The organism is Nocardioides marmoriginsengisoli, from assembly GCF_003725695.1.
Classification (GTDB): Bacteria; Actinomycetota; Actinomycetes; order Propionibacteriales; family Nocardioidaceae; genus Marmoricola; species Marmoricola marmoriginsengisoli.
This window is the reverse complement of record NZ_RJSE01000008.1, coordinates 379,732-399,417: the sequence shown is the minus strand read 5'-3', so window position 1 is coordinate 399,417 and position 19,686 is coordinate 379,732. Positions and strand designations below refer to the sequence as shown.

General features: G+C 68.2%; 27 protein-coding genes. 11 read left to right on the top strand and 16 right to left on the bottom strand.

Annotated features, from left to right (window positions below; all coding sequences use genetic code 11):
- Positions 1-94: 94 nt before the first annotated feature.
- From EFK50_RS18665 to EFK50_RS18655, 3 genes are read right to left on the bottom strand one after another with little or no spacing between them, the layout of a single operon-like run.
- Positions 95-1,363: a sugar ABC transporter permease gene (locus EFK50_RS18665; RefSeq protein WP_123229084.1), complete on the bottom strand. Its 1,269-nt coding sequence runs from the start codon at positions 1,361-1,363 to the stop codon at positions 95-97.
- Positions 1,356-2,192, bottom strand: coding sequence for an ATP-binding cassette domain-containing protein (locus EFK50_RS18660; protein ID WP_246004231.1), 837 nt, complete (start codon positions 2,190-2,192; stop codon positions 1,356-1,358). Before EFK50_RS18660 ends, EFK50_RS18665 begins: the two co-directional genes overlap by 8 nt.
- Entirely contained in the window at positions 2,192-3,265 is a 1,074-nt protein-coding gene (locus EFK50_RS18655) for a substrate-binding domain-containing protein (protein WP_246004230.1), read from the bottom strand. Before EFK50_RS18655 ends, EFK50_RS18660 begins: the two co-directional genes overlap by 1 nt.
- 181 nt (positions 3,266-3,446) lie before the next feature.
- Here EFK50_RS18655 and EFK50_RS18650 point away from each other — a divergent pair, with 181 nt between their 5' ends.
- A complete protein-coding gene (locus tag EFK50_RS18650) occupies positions 3,447-4,616 on the top strand; it encodes an ROK family transcriptional regulator (RefSeq protein ID WP_123229081.1) in 1,170 nt (389 codons plus the stop codon).
- A gap of 95 nt (positions 4,617-4,711) precedes the next feature.
- Positions 4,712-6,616 carry an LTA synthase family protein gene (locus tag EFK50_RS18645; RefSeq protein WP_123229080.1) on the top strand — a complete coding sequence of 635 codons (1,905 nt, stop codon included), beginning with the start codon at positions 4,712-4,714 and terminating at the stop codon, positions 6,614-6,616.
- Here EFK50_RS18645 and EFK50_RS18640 read toward each other — a convergent pair.
- The 6 genes from EFK50_RS18640 to EFK50_RS18615 all read right to left on the bottom strand — a co-directional run bounded on the left by EFK50_RS18640 (position 6,603) and on the right by EFK50_RS18615 (position 10,116).
- Complete coding sequence (locus EFK50_RS18640) at positions 6,603-7,643, bottom strand: NAD(P)H-dependent flavin oxidoreductase (protein ID WP_123229079.1); 1,041 nt, start codon at positions 7,641-7,643, stop codon at positions 6,603-6,605. The genes EFK50_RS18645 and EFK50_RS18640 overlap by 14 nt on opposite strands.
- Positions 7,640-7,975: a TfoX/Sxy family protein gene (locus tag EFK50_RS18635; RefSeq protein WP_123229078.1), complete on the bottom strand. Its 336-nt coding sequence runs from the start codon at positions 7,973-7,975 to the stop codon at positions 7,640-7,642. The genes EFK50_RS18640 and EFK50_RS18635 overlap by 4 nt, the downstream gene beginning before the upstream one ends.
- A 32-nt stretch (positions 7,976-8,007) precedes the next feature.
- On the bottom strand, positions 8,008-8,463 hold the full coding sequence (gene rnhA, locus EFK50_RS18630; RefSeq protein WP_123229077.1) for a ribonuclease HI: 456 nt from the start codon (positions 8,461-8,463) through the stop codon (positions 8,008-8,010).
- 14 nt (positions 8,464-8,477) lie between these two features.
- Positions 8,478-9,110, bottom strand: coding sequence for a maleylpyruvate isomerase family mycothiol-dependent enzyme (locus tag EFK50_RS18625; protein WP_123229076.1), 633 nt, complete (start codon positions 9,108-9,110; stop codon positions 8,478-8,480).
- Positions 9,111-9,143: 33 nt separating this feature from the next.
- Positions 9,144-9,773: a VOC family protein gene (locus EFK50_RS18620; protein WP_221177471.1), complete on the bottom strand. Its 630-nt coding sequence runs from the start codon at positions 9,771-9,773 to the stop codon at positions 9,144-9,146.
- 154 nt (positions 9,774-9,927) lie between these two features.
- On the bottom strand, positions 9,928-10,116 hold the full coding sequence (locus tag EFK50_RS18615) for a DUF5808 domain-containing protein (RefSeq protein ID WP_123229074.1): 189 nt from the start codon (positions 10,114-10,116) through the stop codon (positions 9,928-9,930).
- A 293-nt stretch (positions 10,117-10,409) separates the two neighbouring features.
- On the opposite strand from EFK50_RS18615, the gene EFK50_RS18610 reads away from it, so the two are divergent.
- A complete protein-coding gene (locus EFK50_RS18610; protein ID WP_221177470.1) occupies positions 10,410-11,264 on the top strand; it encodes a DUF2716 domain-containing protein in 855 nt (284 codons plus the stop codon).
- On the opposite strand, the gene EFK50_RS23010 is transcribed toward EFK50_RS18610, so the two are convergent.
- The 3 genes from EFK50_RS23010 to EFK50_RS23000 are packed head-to-tail and all read right to left on the bottom strand — an operon-like array spanning position 11,253 to position 11,766.
- On the bottom strand, positions 11,253-11,405 hold the full coding sequence (locus EFK50_RS23010; RefSeq protein WP_123229073.1) for a recombinase family protein: 153 nt from the start codon (positions 11,403-11,405) through the stop codon (positions 11,253-11,255). The two genes, EFK50_RS18610 and EFK50_RS23010, sit on opposite strands and share 12 nt — an antisense overlap.
- Positions 11,381-11,536: a recombinase family protein gene (locus EFK50_RS23005; RefSeq protein ID WP_425454391.1), complete on the bottom strand. Its 156-nt coding sequence runs from the start codon at positions 11,534-11,536 to the stop codon at positions 11,381-11,383. The genes EFK50_RS23010 and EFK50_RS23005 overlap by 25 nt, the downstream gene beginning before the upstream one ends.
- An 11-nt stretch (positions 11,537-11,547) precedes the next feature.
- Entirely contained in the window at positions 11,548-11,766 is a 219-nt protein-coding gene (locus EFK50_RS23000) for a recombinase family protein (protein WP_425454390.1), read from the bottom strand.
- A gap of 86 nt (positions 11,767-11,852) precedes the next feature.
- On the opposite strand from EFK50_RS23000, the gene EFK50_RS18590 reads away from it, so the two are divergent.
- On the top strand, positions 11,853-12,260 hold the full coding sequence (locus EFK50_RS18590) for a hypothetical protein (protein ID WP_148046231.1): 408 nt from the start codon (positions 11,853-11,855) through the stop codon (positions 12,258-12,260).
- A complete protein-coding gene (locus tag EFK50_RS18585) occupies positions 12,257-12,607 on the top strand; it encodes a hypothetical protein (protein ID WP_123229069.1) in 351 nt (116 codons plus the stop codon). Before EFK50_RS18590 ends, EFK50_RS18585 begins: the two co-directional genes overlap by 4 nt.
- 559 nt (positions 12,608-13,166) lie before the next feature.
- Here EFK50_RS18585 and ychF read toward each other — a convergent pair.
- Positions 13,167-14,243 carry a redox-regulated ATPase YchF gene (ychF, locus tag EFK50_RS18580; RefSeq protein ID WP_123229068.1) on the bottom strand — a complete coding sequence of 359 codons (1,077 nt, stop codon included), beginning with the start codon at positions 14,241-14,243 and terminating at the stop codon, positions 13,167-13,169.
- Positions 14,244-14,317: 74 nt separating this feature from the next.
- Between ychF and EFK50_RS18575 the strand changes: the two genes are divergently transcribed.
- Positions 14,318-15,100, top strand: a complete 783-nt coding sequence (locus tag EFK50_RS18575) for an alpha/beta hydrolase (RefSeq protein ID WP_123229067.1) — start codon at positions 14,318-14,320, stop codon at positions 15,098-15,100.
- Here EFK50_RS18575 and EFK50_RS18570 read toward each other — a convergent pair.
- Both EFK50_RS18570 and EFK50_RS18565 read right to left on the bottom strand, forming a co-directional pair.
- Entirely contained in the window at positions 15,083-15,517 is a 435-nt protein-coding gene (locus EFK50_RS18570; RefSeq protein WP_148046230.1) for a hypothetical protein, read from the bottom strand. The two genes, EFK50_RS18575 and EFK50_RS18570, sit on opposite strands and share 18 nt — an antisense overlap.
- A 22-nt stretch (positions 15,518-15,539) precedes the next feature.
- Positions 15,540-16,397 carry an oxygenase MpaB family protein gene (locus tag EFK50_RS18565; RefSeq protein WP_123229065.1) on the bottom strand — a complete coding sequence of 286 codons (858 nt, stop codon included), beginning with the start codon at positions 16,395-16,397 and terminating at the stop codon, positions 15,540-15,542.
- A 48-nt stretch (positions 16,398-16,445) separates the two neighbouring features.
- On the opposite strand from EFK50_RS18565, the gene EFK50_RS18560 reads away from it, so the two are divergent.
- The 5 genes from EFK50_RS18560 (at position 16,446) to EFK50_RS18540 (ending at position 19,167) form a co-directional block, all read left to right on the top strand.
- A complete protein-coding gene (locus tag EFK50_RS18560; protein ID WP_123229064.1) occupies positions 16,446-17,045 on the top strand; it encodes a TetR/AcrR family transcriptional regulator in 600 nt (199 codons plus the stop codon).
- 9 nt (positions 17,046-17,054) lie between these two features.
- Positions 17,055-17,840 (top strand): exodeoxyribonuclease III, encoded by a 786-nt coding sequence (locus tag EFK50_RS18555; RefSeq protein WP_123229063.1) that lies wholly within the window; start codon positions 17,055-17,057, stop codon positions 17,838-17,840.
- 42 nt (positions 17,841-17,882) lie between these two features.
- Positions 17,883-18,266, top strand: coding sequence for a hypothetical protein (locus EFK50_RS18550; protein WP_123229062.1), 384 nt, complete (start codon positions 17,883-17,885; stop codon positions 18,264-18,266).
- 155 nt (positions 18,267-18,421) lie between these two features.
- A complete protein-coding gene (locus EFK50_RS22550; RefSeq protein ID WP_221177469.1) occupies positions 18,422-18,835 on the top strand; it encodes a hypothetical protein in 414 nt (137 codons plus the stop codon).
- Between the two features lie 20 nt (positions 18,836-18,855).
- A complete protein-coding gene (locus EFK50_RS18540; protein ID WP_123229061.1) occupies positions 18,856-19,167 on the top strand; it encodes a type II toxin-antitoxin system PemK/MazF family toxin in 312 nt (103 codons plus the stop codon).
- On the opposite strand, the gene EFK50_RS18535 is transcribed toward EFK50_RS18540, so the two are convergent.
- The gene (locus tag EFK50_RS18535; RefSeq protein ID WP_123229060.1) at positions 19,164-19,640 is read right to left on the bottom strand and encodes a DUF2306 domain-containing protein; all 477 of its coding nucleotides are present in this window, start codon (positions 19,638-19,640) and stop codon (positions 19,164-19,166) included. The two genes, EFK50_RS18540 and EFK50_RS18535, sit on opposite strands and share 4 nt — an antisense overlap.
- Positions 19,641-19,686: the final 46 nt, after the last annotated feature.

Below are 19,686 nucleotides of genomic sequence, written 5' to 3'. Positions count from 1 at the left end.
CCGAACGCACCACCACCTACGGGCACCCCACCCCCCGCTGAGGTCCTGACCCGCCGAGCTGCGTCGTATCAGTTCGGCGGGCCAGAAAGCTGGATCAACCGCGGCCGGACGAGGACCTTGCCCTGCGGGCGACCGAGTCGATCGCCACGGCGAGGAGCAGCACTCCGCCGGTGATCATGTACTTCACCGACGAGTCGACGCCGAGCAGGTTCAACCCGGATTGGATCGCCTGGAGCACCAGGATGCCGAGGAGCGCCGAGTACGCCGATCCGCGACCGCCGAACAGCGACGTACCGCCGATCACCGCCGCCGCGATCGCGGTCAGGTTGGTGTCGGTGGTGCCGCTCGTCTGGGACACGGAGGTCAGCTGGGCAGCGGCGAGCAGGCCGCCGATCGATGCCAGGGTCGAGCAGAGCACGAAGACCGACAGGTAGATCCGGCCGACCTTGATTCCGGAGCGACGGGCCGCCTCCTCGTTGCCGCCGACCGCGAAGAGGTGCCTCCCCCAGGTCGTCCGTCGCAGCGCCAGGTCCATCACCACGACCGCGGCCACGAACGTCAGCCAGAGGTAGCTCCAGCCTCGGTCGATGTCCAGGTAGTAGGTCAGGTACAGCAGACCGGCGAGCAGCGCCACCGACCGCACGATCAGGCCGCCCAGCGACGGCGTACTGAGGTCGGCGCGCTTGCGCCTCGAGATCCCGTAGAGGCTGACGGCGAAGTAGACCAGGACGATCCCGACCACCATCAGGTACGCCGGCGTCCCGCTGACGAACTTGTACCGGGCGAACGTGACCAGCCCGAGGTCGTTGGGGAGGTTGATGGTGCCGTTCTTGCCGAGCACGTAGAGCAGCAGGCCCTGGAGCCCGAGCAGGCCGGCCAGCGAGATTACGAAGCTCGGCACCCCCACCCGGACGTAGAGGAACGCGTACAGGACACCGATGCCGACCCCGGTCAGGACGCCGGCGAGCATGCCGAACCAGAGTCCGTGACCGTGGTTCACGATCTGCACCGTCATCACGGCCGCGGCGAGCCCGCTCATCGAGCCGACCGACAGGTCGATCTCGCCGAGGAGCAGCACCAGCACGATGCCGAGCGAGATGATCCCGACCGGCGCCGCGAACTGGGTGATCGTGACCAGCTGCCGCGAGGACAGGAAGGTCGGCTCCTGGGCGTAGAAGACGACCGAGATGATGATCAGCCCGAGGATCACCGGGAGGTTGCCGAGGTCACCGCCCCGGAGCCGGTTCTTCGCCGTACTGATCCAGCCGGCCAGGCCGGTCGAGCCGACCAGCCGCTCGTCGGTCAGGTCGGTCGGCAGCGGCACCGCGGGCCCGGGCTCCTCCGCCGTACGCGAGTCAGCCATCACTGCCTCCCGGGGCATCGGTGGACCGGTCGGTGAATCGCGACCGCTGGGCCCGTTCGGTCACGACGTTGTCGGAGGCGCCGGTGATCGCGGCGACGAGCTGCTCGGTGGTGACCTCCTCGGTCCGGAACTCGGCCGCGTTCCGCCCCAGCCGGAGTACGACGATCCGGTCGGCGACTGCTTGTACGTCGGCCATGTTGTGGCTGACCAGGATGACGCCGAGGCCGTTGTCCCGGAGCCGTTCGACGAGGTTGAGCACCTCCGCCGTCTGCGCGACACCGAGCGCGGCAGTCGGCTCGTCGAGCATGACCACCTTCGGGGCGCCGACCAGGCTGCGCGCGATCGCGACCGTCTGGCGCTGGCCGCCGGAGAGCGCGGCGATCGGGATCCGCACCGAGGGGATCTTCGCGGAGAGCGAGCGCAGCAGCCGCCACGCCTCCTGCTCCATCGACACCTCGTTGAGGATCGGGCCGGCGGTGTGCTCCTGGCCGAGGAAGAGGTTGGCGACGACATCGAGGTTGTCGCAGAGGGCGAGGTCCTGGAACACGGTCGCGATGCCGAGCGCCTGGGCCTGGGCAGGGCCGCGCGGAGCGACCTGCTTGCCGTCGAAGGTGATCTCCCCCGAGTCCGGCGTGTAGACGCCGGAGATCACCTTGACGAGGGTCGACTTGCCGGCGCCGTTGTCGCCGACCAGGGCCACGACCTCGCCGGCATCCACCCGCAGGTGGACGTCGGTGAGGGCCTGGACCGCGCCGAACCGCTTGTTGATGCCGGTCAGGGACAGCACGCTGTCCCCGACCGGCACCTCCATCGCTGGAGCAGCAACCATCAAGAGAGACCGGCCGCCGCACAGGCGTCGGCGTACTCCGCGGTGCAGATGTCGGCGACCTTGTAGAGACCGCTGTCGACGATGTCCGCCTTCACGTTGTCCTTCTTGACCACGACCGGGTCGAAGATGAACGACTTGACGCCCTGGAAGTCGGTGGTCTCGCCGACGTCGTCGCCGTTGGCGATCGCGACCGCGACCTCGCCGGCCTTCTCCGCCTCGATGAAGTACGACTTGAAGATCGTCATGAACTGCTCACCGGCAATGATCCGCTGGATCGCGGCGAGCTCGGCATCCTGACCCGTGACCGGGGGCAGCGCGTCGGCCTTCACCCCGGCACCGGTCAGCGCGGCGATCACACCGCCGGCCTGCCCGTCGTTCGCGGCGTAGACGCCCTTGATCTCCGACGGGTCGATCTTGCTGAGCTGGTCGGAGACGTACTTCTGCGCGTTGTTCGGCGACCAGTCCGGGTTGTCGTACGACGTCGAGGTCAGCAGCTTGAGGTTGCTGGCCGCGAACGCCTTGTCGGCACCGGCCTTGAACTGGGCCGCGTTCGGGTCGGTCGGCGCACCGTTGAGCTGGAGGTAGCCGCCCTTGTCGCCCATCGCCTCGATCAGCGCCTCGGCCTGGAGCTTCCCGACCGTCTCGTTGTCGAAGGACATGTAGTAGTCGGCACCTTCGATGAACCGGTCGTACGCGATCACCTGCGCGTCGGCGTCGTGCGCCGACTTGACCATGCCGACAGCGGCCTTGCCGTCGACCGGGTCCAGCACGATGACCTTCGCGCCGGCGGTGATGGCGGTCTCGACCTGCTGCGCCTGCTTGGTCGCGTCCTGGTCGGCGTTGTAGTACTTGACGGTGCAGTCGTCGCAGAGGTCCTTGACCTTGCCCTCGAACAGCGGCTTGTCGAACGCCTCGTAGCGAGCGGTCTTCGTCTCCGGCAGCAGCAGCGCGATGACCTTCTTGTCCTTGCTGGAGCTTTCGGAGTCGTTCGGGCTGCCACACGCGGCGAGACCGCCGGCGCCCAGGGCGATCGTGGCGCCGATGACGGCTGCACGACGGATGAGAGATGTCACGGAGATCCTCCTGGAGGGGTGGGGGCTTGGCGGGGAGCCTGACGCCCTTACGGCATCTCTGAGTGTGCTGGGTCACACCGTAGTCGTCAAGAGTTGAATATAACTTTGTGACAATTCTGGTTCGCGGACTCTTTGTCCCTATCTCTTGACGACTAGTGGGACGTTGCAGCACAGTTCATCCATGTCTTTCGACGACGCCCCTCGGTCCGCTCCGGGTTCTGCCGCGTCGTTGCGAGTCGCGAACCAGCGCCGGGTGCTCGCGGTCCTGCTCGATCGGGGCACCGAGGCCGCGACCCAGGCCGACATCACCCGCGAGACCGGCCTCGCCGCCGGCACCGTGTCCACGATCGTGCGCCAGCTCGCCGCTGCCGAGGTGGTCAGCACCGTCGCCGGTGCCGGCCGACGCGGGACGACGGTCCGGCTCGCCCGCGGCGCCGGCCTGGTCGCCGGGGTCGACTTCGGCCACAGCCACGTCTCGGTCGCGATCAGCGAGATGTCCGGCGAGGTGCTCGCGGAGGAGCGCCGGCGGATCTCCCCCGGCCACCAGCACACCGAGGGTCTCGACACGGCTCGCACGATGCTGATGCGGCTGCTCGACGGGCTCGGCGCGGAGCTCTCGGACGTGCGCAACATCGGGATGGGCCTCCCGGCCCCGATCTCGAACAACATCGTGATGAGCTCGGCGATCCTGCCCGGCTGGGTCGGCGTCAACGCCCGCGACGAGGCCGCCCGCGCTCTCGGGGTCGACGTCCTGATCGAGAACGACGCGAACCTCGGCGCGCTCGCCGAGCACCGGCACGGACACGGCCGCGGCCACGCCAACGTGATCTTCGTGAAGGTCTCCTCCGGTGTCGGCGCCGGGCTGATCCTCGACAACCAGCTCTTCCGAGGCTCGGCCGGCACCTCCGGCGAGATCGGCCACCTGACCCTCGACGACCAGGGTCCGCTGTGCCGCTGCGGCAGCCGCGGCTGCCTGGAGGCGTACGCCGCCACCGGTACGGCGCTGTCGATGATGGCCGAGCACCTGCCGGGGGCCGGCGTCGACGCGATCATCGAGGCCGCCCAGCAGGGCAACGTCTCGGCGCTGCGAGTCTTCGAGGACGCCGGCCTGCACCTCGGCTGGGGCCTCGCCACCGTCACGAACCTGCTCAATCCGGACGTGATCCTGGTCGGCGGCGACATGTCGCACGCCGGCGAGCTGCTGCTCGAGTCCGCGCGCCTCGGCCTGCGCCGCCACGTCCTGGCCGGTACGTCGACCACCCCGGTCCTGGTCGCCGCCCTCGGTGACCGCGCCTCGATGATCGGCGCCCTGGTGCTAGCGATCGACGCGACCGACCTGCTCGCCGCCTAGCCGGCCGACCTGCGGAAAAGATCCCGAAGGTGAACAGGCAACGGCGATAACATGACGGGCCGCTGAACGACGCGGCCCTCACGAGAGCCGAGACCTTGCACTACGAGCCTGCCAAGCCCCGGGCCGCCGCCGTACCCTCGACGCGCCGCACGCTGATCTGGGGGCTGCGGTTCTCGGCGATCGCCGCCATCGGGCTCACCTTCGTCCTCGAGCTCTCCGGCCTGATCACCGGTGCGCCCAAGTGGTGGGCGGCCAACCTCCTCGGGATCAGCTTCGTGGCCGACATCCTGGTCGTCTGGCTGATCCTGCTGGTGCTGATCGGGGTGACCAACCGGGTAGTCCTGTCGACCGGACTGCTCGGGGTCTTCGTCTTCGTGGTCGCCGTCGCCAACCGGATCAAGCTCAACCTCCGCTCCGAGCCGCTCTACCCGAGCGACACCGACTTCCTGCGCGAGCCCGGCTTCCTCACCACGATGGTCTCGCCGGCGGTGCTGGTGATCGCGGCGCTGGTCGTCGCCGGGATCGTCGTCGCCACCGTCGTGCTCTCCCGGCGCCGCGAGCGGAAGCTGATCGGGTACTGGCCGAAGGGCCTGTCGACACCGAAGCGGCTCGCCGCACTCGGGGCGCGCGTCGCGATCGTGGGGATCGCCGTCGCGATGCTCGCCAACACCCTGCAGTTCAACGATCCCGGCAACCGCTGGCGCCAGCTGTACGAGGTCTCCCCCAACGGCTGGCGGAACTGGAACCAGGTCACCAACTACCAGGCGCACGGCTTCATCGGCGGCTTCCTGTACAACATGCCGACGCTCGCGATGGACACCCCGCCGACGTACTCGAAGGTGACGATGGAGACGCTCGCCGCGCGGTACGAGCACGAGGCGGCCCGGATCAACGCCCATCGCACCGGTTCGCTGGACGACACCAACGTGGTCTTCGTGCTCAGCGAGTCGTTCAGCGACCCCACCCGGCTGGACGGGTTCAAGCTCGCCGAGGACCCGATCCCCCGGACCCGCGCGCTGATGGGTTCGACCGCCTCCGGCACCATGCTCGCGCAGCTGCTCGGCGGCGGGACCGCGAACATGGAGTTCGAGACTCTGACCGGCCAGTCGATCGGCCTGTTCGTGCCGCAGCTGCAGTCGCCGTACCAGCAGCTGGTGACGCAGTACCGCGACTACCCGTCCGCGGTCGGCTGGTTCGCCTCGCACGGCCACACGCCGATCGCGATCCACCCGTTCAACACCGGGATGTACAAGCGGAAGAGCGTCTACAAGGCGTTCGGTTTCGAGTCGTTCATCCACGACTCGACGATGGCCGAGAACAAGCGGATCGACGACAGCGAGTTCATCTCCGACGAGTCCGCGTTCGACGAGGTCGAGCGGCAGATCTCGAAGTCGGAGAAGCCGCTGATGATCAACCTGGTCACGATGCAGAACCACATCCCGATGGACGACAGCTACGACGACCCGATCAAGGTCTCCGGGATCGGCGGCGGCCAGGCGAACCGGGTCGGCAACTACGCCCGCGGGCTCGCGCACACCGACGAGGCTCTCGCGGACTTCCTCGAGGACCTGAAGGAGTCCGGCGAGAAGACCGTGGTGGTCTTCTACGGCGATCACCTCCCGGGCATCTACGGCTCGGACGTGAAGGGCGCCAACTCGACCTTGCGGATGCGCGAGACACCGTTCCTGCTGTGGAGCAGCGAGGGCAACCAGCAGCGCCCGCTGCCGGTGACCAGTCCGATCTTCTTCCTGCCGCTGCTGTACGACGTCGCCGACGCCCCGGTCCCGCCGTACTTCGCGCTGCTCGAACGGCTGCGCACCCGGGTCAGCGCGATCGAGCAGGGTCGGTTCCTGACTCCGAACGGCGACCAGGTCGATCCCGCCGACCTGCCCCCGGACGCCAAGCAGGTGCTCGAGGACGCCCGGCTGATGCAGTACGACGCGTCGATCGGCAACCGCTACGTCCTCGACCAGATGTGGCCCGGAGCTATCCGGAAGTGAGGCCGGCGAGCCGGCGCAGGATGTCCGCGACCGGCTCCTCGGTCGCCGACCGGAAACCCGTCCCGGCCCAGAGGTTGATCGCCTCCGGATCGCCGGCCGCCGCGGCCGCGCGGCGCAACGGGGTCGTCAGGTGGTGCACCGCCGGGTAGCCCGCGGGTGCGAGGTCGTCGTACCGGTCCATCAGGGCGTTGCGGAGCCCGCGGGCCGGACGCCCCGAGAACGCCCTGGTCACCGAGGTCGTGGTCCGGGTCGGATCGGCCAGTGCCGTTCGGTACGTCGCCGACGTACCGGCCTCGGCGCAGCGGAGCAGCGCGGTGCCCACGACGACCGCCTCGGCACCGGCGGCACGGATCGCGGCGACGTCGTCCGCGGAGCCGACCCCGCCGGCACCCCAGATCGGCAGGTCGACCGCGGCCCTGATCGCACCGACCAGCTCGGCCGTCGGGATCGGCTCTCCCGGGACCTCGGGCGTGAGCGTGCCCCAGTGCCCGCCGGCGAGGACGGACTGGACGACGAGCCCGTCGACCCCGGCCCCGGCGGCGGCGGTCGCCTCGGCGACGCTGGTCACGGTCTGGACGGTGATCGTGCCGGCCGCGCGGAGCTCGGCGACCAGCGCGGGCTCCGGGATGCCGAAGGTGAAGCTGACCACCGGCACCGGGCGCGCCAGCAGCACGGCGACCTTCGCGGCCCAGTCGTCGTCGTCCTCGCGGATCGGCACCGCCGTCAGGTCGATCGCGTACGGCGCGGCCAGTGCCGCCAAGTCGTCGGCGTAGCGCGCGTACGCCGCCGGATCGACCGGGACCGGGTTCGGCGCGAACAGGTTCACCCCGAACGGCACACCCGCAGCGCGGACCTCGTCGACCTGCGCGGCGACGTCTGCCGCGGTCTTGTACCCGCCGGCCAGGAACCCGACGGCACCGGAGCGACCAGCCGCGACGACGAGTGCCGGGGTCGTCGGACCGCCCGCCATCGGCGCGGCGACCACCGGCAAGGTGGCACCGAGACGGGCGAGCAAGCCTTCGCTCATCGCGGCTTCGCCGGCAGGCTGCGTGCGTAGGAGGTGCCCACGTCCACCCAGCGCGCCAGCGCGGCGTCGCTCAGCCCCTCGTCGGCGACCCGCAGCCAGCCGTCCAGCTCCCGGCCGCGCATCTCCATCCTGGTGACGTGGACGTCGTCGACGTACTCCTCGGAGAGCGCCGGATCGACGCGCAGCATCAGACCGCCCTGGCCGCTGGCGGCGACCGCCATGTTGCCGTTGACCAGGAACGCCAGCCCGCCGAACATCCGCTTCTCGGTGAGTGCGTCCTGGTTCTGGGTCAGCTCGCGGATCCGGTCCGCCAGGTCCTCGTCGTACGCCATGAGCCGATTATGTGCACGCGGCACCGACAACGTCAGCCTGCGCCCGCGATCGCCTGCTGCATCCCCTTGGTCGCCAGCTGGTCGGCGAGCTCGTTGTCGGCGATGCCGGCATGGCCCTTCACCCAGAACCACTCGACCTGGTGCCGGGCGCAGGCGGCCTGGAGCCGCTGCCAGAGGTCGACGTTCTTGACGGGCTGCTTGCCCGAGGTCTTCCAGCCGTTCTTCTCCCAGCCGAGGACCCACTTGGTGATGCCGTTGCGGACGTAGGTGCTGTCGGTGTTGAGGTGCACCACCACCGGGCGCTTCAGCGCCTCCAGCGCCATGATCGGCGCGGTCAGCTCCATCCGGTTGTTGGTGGTCTCACCGGCCTCGCCGCCGAAGAGCTCGAGGACGTGCTCGCCCTGTCGGAGTACGGCTCCCCAGCCGCCGGGTCCGGGGTTCGGCGTGCAGCCACCGTCGGTGTGGATCACCACCACGTCTTCGCTCACGGCACCATTCTGCTTCAGCGTGCCAGCAGCCGCGCACGCAAGGTGTCCAGACCGGGCCCGTGCAGCTCGTCGACAGCACCGCGCCTCCCGGAGGCCACCAGCAGCAGCGACAGCGCAGGCCCCTCCACCCGAGGGCCGTCGCCGTGCTTCAGGTCGGCGTCGACGGCGGCGAGCGTGAGCCCGGCAAGCGTCTTCTTGGCACCGCCGAACGACTCCGACGTACCGGCTTGGGCCTTGAACGCGTCGACGACCGCCTCGGTCAGGTAGGGCCGGGTGATCCCGAGCGGTCGGCGGATGTCCTCGCCGTGGACGATCGCCTCGACCAGCCGGCTGTCGCGCGGAGCCGGTGGGGACTTGCGCAGCTCGACCGTCGCCCGCATCCGCTCCAGTGTCTCGGCCGGGTCCGCGCCGAGCTCCCGGTCGACGCCGGTCTGGTTCTGCCGGTCGAAGTCGAAGCGCGCCCGGGCCATGTCGAGCAGGAAGCTGGGCACCGAGGCCTTCGCGGTGTCGACGAGGTGCGCGGCCACGTCGCGCACCGTCCAGTCGCCGCAGAGCGACGCGACCTCCCACTGCTCCGCGGTGAGCGGCTCGAGGTCGGCGATCAGGGCAAGGCGTTCGTCGCGGACGAAGGGCCAGACGTCTTTCATGGGCACCTTTCTAGCGGGCCGCGCCGACAGGACCTAGCGAGGAGGGCGCGGCGAGATCAACGCCGTTCGGACCGACATCCCCAGGTCGCGGTGGCGCAGCGTGGTGATCCGACGGCCGGGCTGGACGGCGTCCTTGACCGGGGAGGTGCGCTCGCCGAGGAACGTGGCGATGGCATCGATGTCCTGGACGTCGTACGTGATCCCCCACAGCGACGACGGGCCCTCGTCAGCCGCGTCCGCCGAGCCGATCACCTCCACGACCACCGCGCCGAGCCGGAAGAAGATCTGCCGGATCGGCTGGCCCCCGAGCTCACCGTCACGCTCCCGGCGCGGGCTGACGCCGAGAGCCTCGAACGCCGCGACCGTACGACGCAGGTCGGGCGAGAGGAGCACGACGTGGTCGATCCCGGTGGCGCCGTTCGGGTGGATCGCCGGGTTGTCGGCGGGCTCGTCGGAGACGCTCGACGGTACGCCGTCCAGGTCGGCGAGGTCCGCAGCGACTCCACGCAACGACCAGCCGACGATGCCGGTGCCGGCATCCCGCCCGACCAGCCGGATCCGCACGCCGCCCACCCGGCACACGCCGTCGGGGTCGACGGCGAACCCTGCCGCCGCCCACGCCTCGGGTGGGTCCGCGACGAGGAGCCCTTCGATCTCGACCACGCTCACAGTCCTTGTCTCCCGCGGCAATCCGGGCGATGGCAACGAATCAACTCTGTCACTGCCATCGGGAAGCCGAGTCGGCGACCCATCACCAAGAAGCGCTCGTATCTCGTCGACAGCGTGCGACTGACCTACACGTACTACAAGTAGTGGCCTACTTCGAGCGCCGGTGGAACAACCGGTAGAAGTTCAGGTCGTACCCCCACCCGAACGCACGCGGCGTCATGAACCGCGGGTCCTCGGGGTTCCACATCCGCTCCTTGAAGCGTGCCCGCGTCGGCCGGCGCCAGTCGTACGGAATCCCCCAGAACGTGCCGGTCCGGGACCGCTTGCCGTCAGCCATGACTCCAGGGTAGTCAGGCGCTAGATCTGATCAAACTGGCTGCCGGGGCTGGCTGGGCACGACCACATTGATCAGAATCGTCAGCGTCGGCGGACGGAACTACACGTTGAAGCGGAACTCCACCACGTCGCCGTCGACCATCACGTACTTCAACAGTTCCTCCGGAACTGCTGAAGGCTGGTTCGATGCACTCGCACCGTACGACCCTTGCTACTGAGGTAACGAGAGTGAGGTGAGCCGGCCCGAGTGGTCGGCTCACCTTCCTTCACCGCAAGACATGCCACGATGCGAGGGTGCAAGTTCGCTACGACGCCTCGCTCTATCCGAAGCGCTCTGCTGATGGCGGTGGCGGTGACTACTTGACCGACGGTGCCATCTACGAAGTCATCGAGGTCTACACCGACCCGAAGCGAACGTCCTTCCGCATCATGTCGAACGACGGCACTCCGGCCTTGTTCGATGCACGCGGATTCGTCACCGTCGATGACTCCGTGCCGAGCGACTGGCGTGTCGAGGTCAGCGACCAAGGAACCATCCTTGGACCGGCGGAGTTCTTGAACCCAGGCTTCTGGGAGGCGTACTTCGACCTCAACGAAGCGGCGGTGGCAGTGTTCAAGCAGCGTCACCCGCAGAACGCCTGGGTCGAGCTGAGCGATTCCGAGTACCGCTGGGCGTGGAGCAACTTCGAGACTCGGTTCGAGTTTCGGGCTGGGATGTCGCCTGATACTTGGCCAGCCATCAGGGAACCCGAGCACTCGGCGACCTTCGACCTTGCTCCGGTGTTCGACCGCGAGGGCCCAACCTTCGCCGCAGGCGAGAGCTCCATCAACGCCGAGGCCCTGCGGGCGTTCGTCACCGCTCTCCCTGGCCAGACGCTCCTTGCCTTGGACTGGCAGCACCCGGCATACCGGTTTGCCCCAGAGGACCTGTCCTACTCCCCCAACCCGACCTGGGCGATACCGGTGTTCCCGAACGGTGACTACTACGCGTTCTTCACCGACGACTTCAGCTCAGGCGTCTTCGGACACCCTTGGGAGCGGTCGCTCTGCGTTATCGGGCAACCGCTGCTGGAGACCCTCGGTGCGAGCCTGGAGACCTGGCTTCCGGTTTTGCGCCGGGGCGAGTGGAACGACTGGTCAAGCCGCTGACGCATCAAGCTCGGCTGAGACGAGTACAGCCTTCACGGTCGACGGATACCACTTTGCCCCTCCCCTGGCCGTAGGCACCGCGTCCGCGTTCAACTCATCAGCGATAGCGGCGAGAGTTACCCCCCTCGACCGCGCAGCCACAACACGCTCGGTGACGTCCGACGAGAGAGTCCGAGGACGTCCAACCGCTTGCCCTGTGCCTTCAACTGCTGAAGCGCCGCACTGGTACGTGCACCGATGAGTTGACCCTCGTACTCAGCGAAGGCGGCCATGACGTTCGCCATCAGCGCGGGAGGGGACCGTAGTGTCGATGGCCAGGTCGAGTACGACCAGTTGCCATTCCTCGCGCTTGGCACGGTCCATCAACGTCGAGGAGAGACCGCGACAGCCGGTCGAGCTTGGACACGACCAGTACCGAGGCCTGGCCCTTCCGCAGCATCTCCAAGGCAGCCGCAATGGATGGACGCGAAAGGTTCTTGGCCGAGAACCCCTCGTCGGACATGAAGGCGATGTCATCCCAGCCACGGCGAGCGGCTTCCGCCGCGATGACCGAGACCATTGCTCGACCACGCGGGCGATACTTGGGGCGTGGCAGACCCAAGCGACATCCTCAAGGCGGGTTCAGCCCTGCTGTCCCCAGTACTGGAACCGTTCGGGTACGCAATGGCCACTGTGGAGACGGGCAAGTCGTCGGGCGGCCCGTTCGCAATCGGGTACTGGAAGGCGGGCGCCAGGGGCATCGAGACTCACGTGCGGTACGGCCTTGGCATCGTCGAGTACCACTGGGGCGATTTGTCAGTCAGCCACGCGGACTACATGCGCGCCATGAACCTGGTCGGGGAGTATCCCGGCTTCGGCGCAGACCCAATCGACGGCTTCGCTCACCTTGCTGCCGACCTGAGCGGCCCAGCTCGTGGGCTACTCGACTGCACACGGTCGGACTTCGAAGCCATGCTGCGCTCCGTCGACGACCTGCCCAGGAAGTGGTTGCCGTGACAAACGTCGAGACCGTGACGTTGTGGAGGCCGACCGGCCCGGAAGAGCTGGCACTCGTTGAGGAGTCGGGTTGGCGCGAATGGCCACCGCGACTTCCAGACCAACCCATCTTCTACCCGGTCCTCAACGAGGACTACGCAACCCGCATCGCCAGAGACTGGAACGTCAAGGCCAGTGGGGTCGGGTACGTGACCCGCTTCGAGGTCGAGAAGTCCTACCTGGACCTTTACGACGTTCAGCAAGCAGGAGGGCAGACCATCTTGGAGTACTGGATTCCCGCTGAAGACTTGGAGGAGTTCAACCAGCACATCGTGGGCCTCATCGAGGTCGTTGCTGAGTTCCGATGACAAGCGGCCCCATCTACGACGTCCCGGAGTTCGGCGAGAGCCGCTTCTACCGTCGCCCCTGGAGCGAGGCTCGCGGCGATATGTACACGACTCCTGGGGGCACTGCACGTACTACTTCTGGGTACTCAACGGTGTTGTCGAGGCGCAAGTAGAGCGCTAGGAGAGCGGCGTCCTCCTCGCCTACGACCGCTACCACTGGAAGACGAGTACGGCTTCCGTTCAAGTGAGCCACTTGAGCCTGCAGAGAAGTGGGACCCCTTCCTCATCGACGTTCACACCTTCAACGAAGAGACCGACGGGCAGCCCCTGAACCGCAAGGGCTGAGCGTGCGCACTATCGAGCGTCGCAATCGTCGCGGGGAAACGAGAATCATGCGTCAGCCCGACTTTGTAGCATTCCGCTTCGGATGCGGAAAGACAGGCAAGACCGGGAAACAAGGCCACCTGCGGGGGCTGCTCCAGCAAGGGGTGACGATGCTCCACCAGTCGGCGTCGTGTTCTACGCTCGCCTCAACATCAATCAGGAGTTCCACGGCAACCTCGCAAGAGGCCAACATTCCTCAGACGTTGAAGCGGAACTCCACCACGTCCCCATCCACCATCACGTACTCCTTGCCTTCCATCCGCACCTTGCCGGCCGCCTTCGCCGCCGCCATCGACTCCGCGGCGACCAGGTCGTCGAAGGAGACGATCTCGGCCTTGATGAAGCCCTTCTGGAAGTCGGTGTGGATGACGCCGGCAGCCTCGGGAGCAGTCGCGCCCTTCTTGATCGTCCAGGCACGGGCCTCCTTGGGGCCGGCGGTCAGGTAGGTCTGCAGACCGAGGGTGTCGAAGCCGACCCGCGCGAGAACCTCGAGGCCCGGCTCGGTGATGCCCATCTCGGCGAGCATCTCGCGGGCCTCGTCGTCGTCGCCGAGCTCGACCAGCTCGGACTCGAACTTGGCGTCCAGGAAGATCGCCTCGGCCGGCGCGACCAGGGCGCGCATCTGGTTCTTGAGGTCCTCGTCGCCGAGCTCGTCGGCGTCGCAGTTGAAGACGTAGATGTACGGCTTCGCGGTGAGCAGCGAGAGCTCCCGGACCAGGTCGAGGTCGATCTTGGTCGCGATCACCGGCGTACCGGCCTCGAGCGCGGCGAGGGCTTCCTGGGCGGCGGCGAGGTTCGCGGCGATCGCCTTGTTGCCGCGGGTTTCCTTCTCCAGCCGCGGGATCGCCTTCTCGACGGTCTGCAGGTCGGCCAGGATCATCTCGGTCTGGATGGTGCCGATGTCCGAGGCCGGGTTCACCTCACCGTCGACGTGGGTGACGTCCTCGTCGCGGAAGACCCGGGTCACCTGGCAGATCGCCGAGGCCTCGCGGATGTGGGAGAGGAACTTGTTGCCGAGGCCTTCGCCCTGCGAGGCACCGGCGACGATGCCGGCGATGTCCACGAACTCCACGCTGGCCGGGAGGATCTTGGCCGAGCCGAAGATCTCGGCGAGCTTGTCCAGCCGCGGGTCCGGTACGGCGACCACGCCGACGTTCGGCTCGATCGTGGCGAACGGGTAGTTCGCCGCGAGCACGTTGTTCTTGGTCAGGGCGTTGAAGAGCGTCGACTTGCCTGCGTTGGGGAGTCCGACGATTCCGATAGTGAGAGCCACCTGCGGAGCCTACCGAGCGTCAGGTTCACGAGCGAAGCGAGGACCACCAGCGGGTTCTAGGGCAGGCTGGCCCGATGGAGCTCATCCGCGTCGATGCCCCCGACCCGCGCGCCACCGTCGTCCTGGTCCACGGTGCCTGGCACGGAGCCTGGTGCTGGCAGGACGGCTTCGCCCAGCGGCTCGCCGAGCGCGGCATCTCCAGCGTTGCGCCGAGCCTGCGCGGGCACGCCGGGTCCGCGGACGGCGTCCGGCTCAACCGGCTCCGGATGCGCGACTACGTGGACGACGTGGCCGCCGTCGTCGCCGACCTCGACACCCCGTTCGTCGCCGGGCACTCGATGGGCGGCGGTGTCGTCCAGGGGCTGCTCTCGCGACCGGACCGGCCGGCCATCGCCGGGGCCGCGCTGCTCGCCTCGATGCCGCCCCGCGGGGTGATCGGCGTGACGCTCCAGGTCGCACGGCACAGCCCCGGCACGTTCCTGGCCGCCAACGCGACCCTCGACCTCGGCCGACTGGCGCGGACAGAGGCTCAGGTGCGCAGCCTGTTCTTCCGGCCCGGGACACCGGCCGAGATCGTCGACGCCGCCACCGACCGGGTGCAGTCCGAGTCCTACCGGGCCTTCCTGGACATGCTCGTGCTCGACCGCCCCAAACCGGTCCCGCTCGACGTACCGGTCCTCGTTCTCGGTGCCGGCGAGGACCCGATCTTCACCCGGGAGGACGTCGCCGCGACCGCGCGGGCCTGGGGCACCGAGCCGGTGATGATCGAGGGCATCGGCCACGACGTGATGCTGGACGCCGGCTGGGAGCAGGTCGCGGACCGGCTGGCCGACTGGGTGCTAGGGCGTGTCTCCTGAGAGCAGCTCGCCGCGGTGCCGCCAGCTCCAGGTCAGCACGGTCACCGAGAAGAACAGCGTCAGCGCCACGATCACGGCCTCGAAGGCTCCCCCGCCGCCCTTGGTGAAGATCCCGTTCTCGACGTCGTACAGGAAGTCCATCGCGAACAGGTACAGCCCGGCGCTGCCCGAGCAGAGCAGCCACAGCAACGCGCTCGGCTTGCCCGCGCGCAGCGTGATCAGCGCGAGCAGGCAGGCGACACCGAGCCACAGATCGGCGAGCGGGAAGGCGTTCTCGAAGTCGTAGTACGCCTGGGTGTGCTCGCTGGCGATCCAGTCGCGGTTGGTGAACCAGATCGTCCAGTAGGTGATGTCGAGGAGGATCGCGACCACGAGCATGCCCTGGATGAACTTCTTCATGGTCAGATCAAAGCGCATCTCGACAGGCTCGACGTCCGGATCAGATGACTCGGCGGTTCGCCCTCATCCGCTTGCGCATGTCCTTGACCAGCAGCCGCGAGTGCAGGGTGCGCAGGCGCTTCGGCACCAGCCGGTACGTCGTCCGGAAGACCGCCCAGAACGCGTCGTACGCCCACTGGTCGCGCCGGCGCCACGGAAGGTCGAGCACCTCACGGACCTGCGCGGTCAGGTTGCCGCGGGTGAGCAGGCTCTGCAGCGCGACCGACCCGGCCAGGTACCAGGCGGCGTCCCGGGCGCTGAGCAGCTGGCGCGCGTACGCCTGGACGTGCGGGTCCGGGCTGAGCTCGGCCTGCATCGACTCCCAGTACGTCGAGAACTCGGCGCGGGTCCGCGGCCACATGTCCTCGGTGACCTGGAGCGCCGTACCGAGGATCCAGCCCTCGCGGTACGCGCGTTCCCGGCTGGCCTCGTCCATCGGGCCGAAGGTCTTCTCGTACATCTGCTCGCCGCCCGCGGTGAGCGTCGCCGCCACCCAGAGCTGGAGCTTCGGGTCGAACGCCGTGTATCCGTCGCCCTTGATCGGCCCGTGCGCCTTGTTCACCATCCGCGCGATCGCCTTGCGCTCGACCTCGGTGCCCAGGGTCAGCGCGTAGACGTAGGTGAGGGTCGTCCGGAGCCGGTCGAGCGGGCGCTCGAAGGTGTTGGAGTGCTCGGCGACGCCCTTGCCGACGCCGACCAGGGCGAGCTGGTTCATCACCGCGGATCCGGCGCCGAGCAGCAGGCACGCCTCGCCGACGTAGTCGCTCAACCCGTACGGCGCAGCGGAGACGTCGGGCAGCGGCACCAGGGCCTGAGCCGAGACGGCAACCGCCGCGGGCTCTTCATCGAGCAAGGTCATGCCTGCAACAGTACAACAGAATTTGTTGCATTGTGTAGAGTCGGGGCCATGACCGAGGTCTCCGTGACGAGCCTGCTCGACGCCGCCAGGGCACAGTTCCTGCGCACCGGCGTACGGCGGACCAGCGGTGACGACATCGCCCGCACCGCCGGGGTCAACCGGGCGACGCTCTACCGCCGGGTCGGCACCAAGGACGAGATCGTCCGGCAGACCTACCTGGCCGAGACCCAGAAGGTGCTCGCGGTCATCGAGGCGGCGATCGGGCCGGTGCCCGAGCCCGGGGCCGCGGGGTTCGAGCCGGTGGCCTACGTCGAGACGTTCTTCACCGTCACGATCACCCAGCTCCGCGAGAACCCGCTGCTCCAGCAGCTCCTGGTGATCGACCGCGACGAGACCCTGGTCGGCCTGACCCTGAACGCCGGCGAGACCCTCACGCTCTCGACCGCGCTGGTCGCCGACCGGATCAGGTCGCTGCGGAGGTTCGTCGGCAATCCCGAGGTGGACGACATCGACGACCAGGCGGTCACGCTCGCCCGGCTGGCGCAGTCGCTGCTGCTGACTCCCGACGCTCCCCCGCGGCTGGACACGAAGGCGCGGATGCACGCGTACGCGCGGACCGTCGTCGCCCCGATGGTGCTGGGTCGATAACCTGACGCGGTGCGCATCGCCACCTGGAACGTCAACTCCCTCCGCTCCCGCATCGATCGTGTCGAGGCCTTCCTCGAACGGCACGACATCGACGTGCTCGCGGTGCAGGAGACCAAGGCCCGCGAGGACCAGCTGCCGCTGATGGGGTTGCACGCGCGCGGGTACGACATCGCCGCCGCCGGCTACAACCAGTGGAACGGCGTCGCGATCATCTCCCGGGTCGGGATCGAGGACGTCACCGTCGGGTTCCCGGACATGCCGGAGTTCGACGGCGCCAGCGAGGCCCGGGCGATCGGGGCGCTCTGCGGCGGCGTCCGGATCTGGTCGCTGTACGTCCCGAACGGCCGGAAGATCGACGACCCGCACTACGCGTACAAGCTCGACTGGCTCGGCAAGCTCCGTACGGCGGCAGCGGAGTGGACCGACCAGCCGGTCGCCCTCGTCGGGGACTGGAACATCGCCCCGACCGACGAGGACGTCTTCGACATGGCGCAATTCGCCACCTCGACCCACGTCACGCCCCCGGAGCGCGCCGCGTTCCAGGCGTTCCTCGACTCCGGGTACGCCGAGGTGACCCGCCCGCACACCCCCGGCCCGGACGTCTACACCTACTGGGACTACTACCGGCAGCGCTTCGAGCGGAACCGCGGCCTGCGGATCGACTTCGCCCTCTGCTCGCCCCCGCTGGCGTCACGCGTGACCGGCGCCTTCATCGACACCGACGAGCGGGACCCGGCGCAGGGGACGGGGAGCCCGAGCGACCATGCGCCGGTGATTGTGGATCTATCCGACTAGGAGAACGGTTCCTCGCCGCCCACCGCGTGCTTCAATCGCGACATGGAGAAGGACCACCGCCGAGAGCTCTACAGTCCGACCTCACCGGATGCGAGACAGGTCCCAGACGTCCACGGACCCGACGGCGTCCGGGTGACCCTACGCGTCGAGCCCGCCGTGGACCGGCTCCTGCGAATGCGGTTCAAGCTGCTCACACCACCAGTCCTGACCGACCCCGCTAGCACCTATCTCGACTACCGCGTACTTCCGCGACTGGTCCAGAAGTACGTGCTCCGCGACGCCTGGGCAGTTGACGTCGAAGCCGACAACGGAGAGAAGTGCCGCGTCAAGGCGAGTACGCGGGAGGACGCAGTCGAGTACGCCCGCAAGATTGAAGCCGGTGTCCAGGAGCAGGGCGTCGCATTCCTGCGAACCTTCGCTTCCTGAGCGCTGCCCGGACTGGGACTTCTACCGGCAGCGCTTCCAGCGGAGCCGCGGCCCACGGATCGACTTCGCCCTCTGCGCACTCGCGTTGGCTTCCTCGATCAGGCCTGTGGAGACGTCCCTCGCGCCGATCGCAATTCCGCCTAGCCTCAGGGCGCATGACGTCGACCACGCACAAACGATTGGCCACGAACCTCCGCACCACCGTTTCGTCGGACGGGCGGTCGTCTGCCCAGCGTCAGCTGGGAGACGAACTCGCGTCGGCACGCTTGCGCGATGACGAGATCGCCTGGCTCAATGCCGGCCTGGGCGATCCTGCGCCTCGAGGCGAGTCCGAGACGTATACTTTTAGTATGACCATGACCACCATCAAGGTCTCCACCGAGACTCGCGATCGACTCAAGGCGCAGGCATCTGCGGCTCACGTCAGCTTGGGCGAGCACCTCACTCGCCTCGCGGCCGCCGCCGACCGTGGCCTCCGCTTCGAGGCATTGCGTTCTGCCATCGCCGCGACCCCCTCGGACCTGACCCCCGAAGACCACGCCTGGCTCGACGCGGACCTCGACGTGTGACAGGTCTCCGACAAGGGTCCGTGGCTTGGGCCTGGCTCGAACCCACCGTCGGTCGTGAGCAGACCGGCCGCCGCCCGGTGGTCGTGGTGTCGTCGGACGGCTACATCGACGTCGTCACCGCGCTGCTCGTCGTCGTTCCGATCTCACGAAGCGATCGCGGGTGGCCCAATCATGTGCCACTTGCCGGCATTCCTGAGCTGTCCGGAAGCTTCGCCATCACCGAGCAACCCAGGACGATCAGCCGGGAACGTCTTGGGTCCGAGATCGGTCAGGTCGACTCGGATTGCCTGGCCGAGATCAAGCAATGGCTGGCTGACTTCCTCGACCTCTAGACCAAGCGCGGCTGCAACGCCCTGGTCACCACCAGCACCAGACCCAGACCGACCATCACGATGCCCGACACCAGCAGCGACATCGCCCACCAATCGTCCTGGAACGCCTGCGGCACCAGGCGCGACGGTACGGCGACCACGCCGATGAAGGCGCCCCACAGACCCAGGTAGGTCCCGATCATGTTGCCGGCGTGGGCGGGCCGGTTGCCGTGCCGGGCGAACCACCAGCCCAGCGTCAGCGTGATCAGCGTGAAGGTGCTCAGGCCGTGGATCCAGCTGAAGTTGCCCGGGCGCAGCTGCTGGATCCAGAACGAGGACCCGGCGACGAAGTACATCACCACCAGCCAGGTCCGGCCCAGCACCCGGTGCGCCCGATCCCCTCGCGGGGTGCGGACGAGATTCGCGCCCCCGATCACCAGGGCCAGGGTTGCGGCGACGGCGTGGGTGGCGACCAGTGCGTTCCATTCGTGCATGGCCCTTCGGATGCTACCGGCGGTCGCCCGGGTGAGCGAGGGTCGA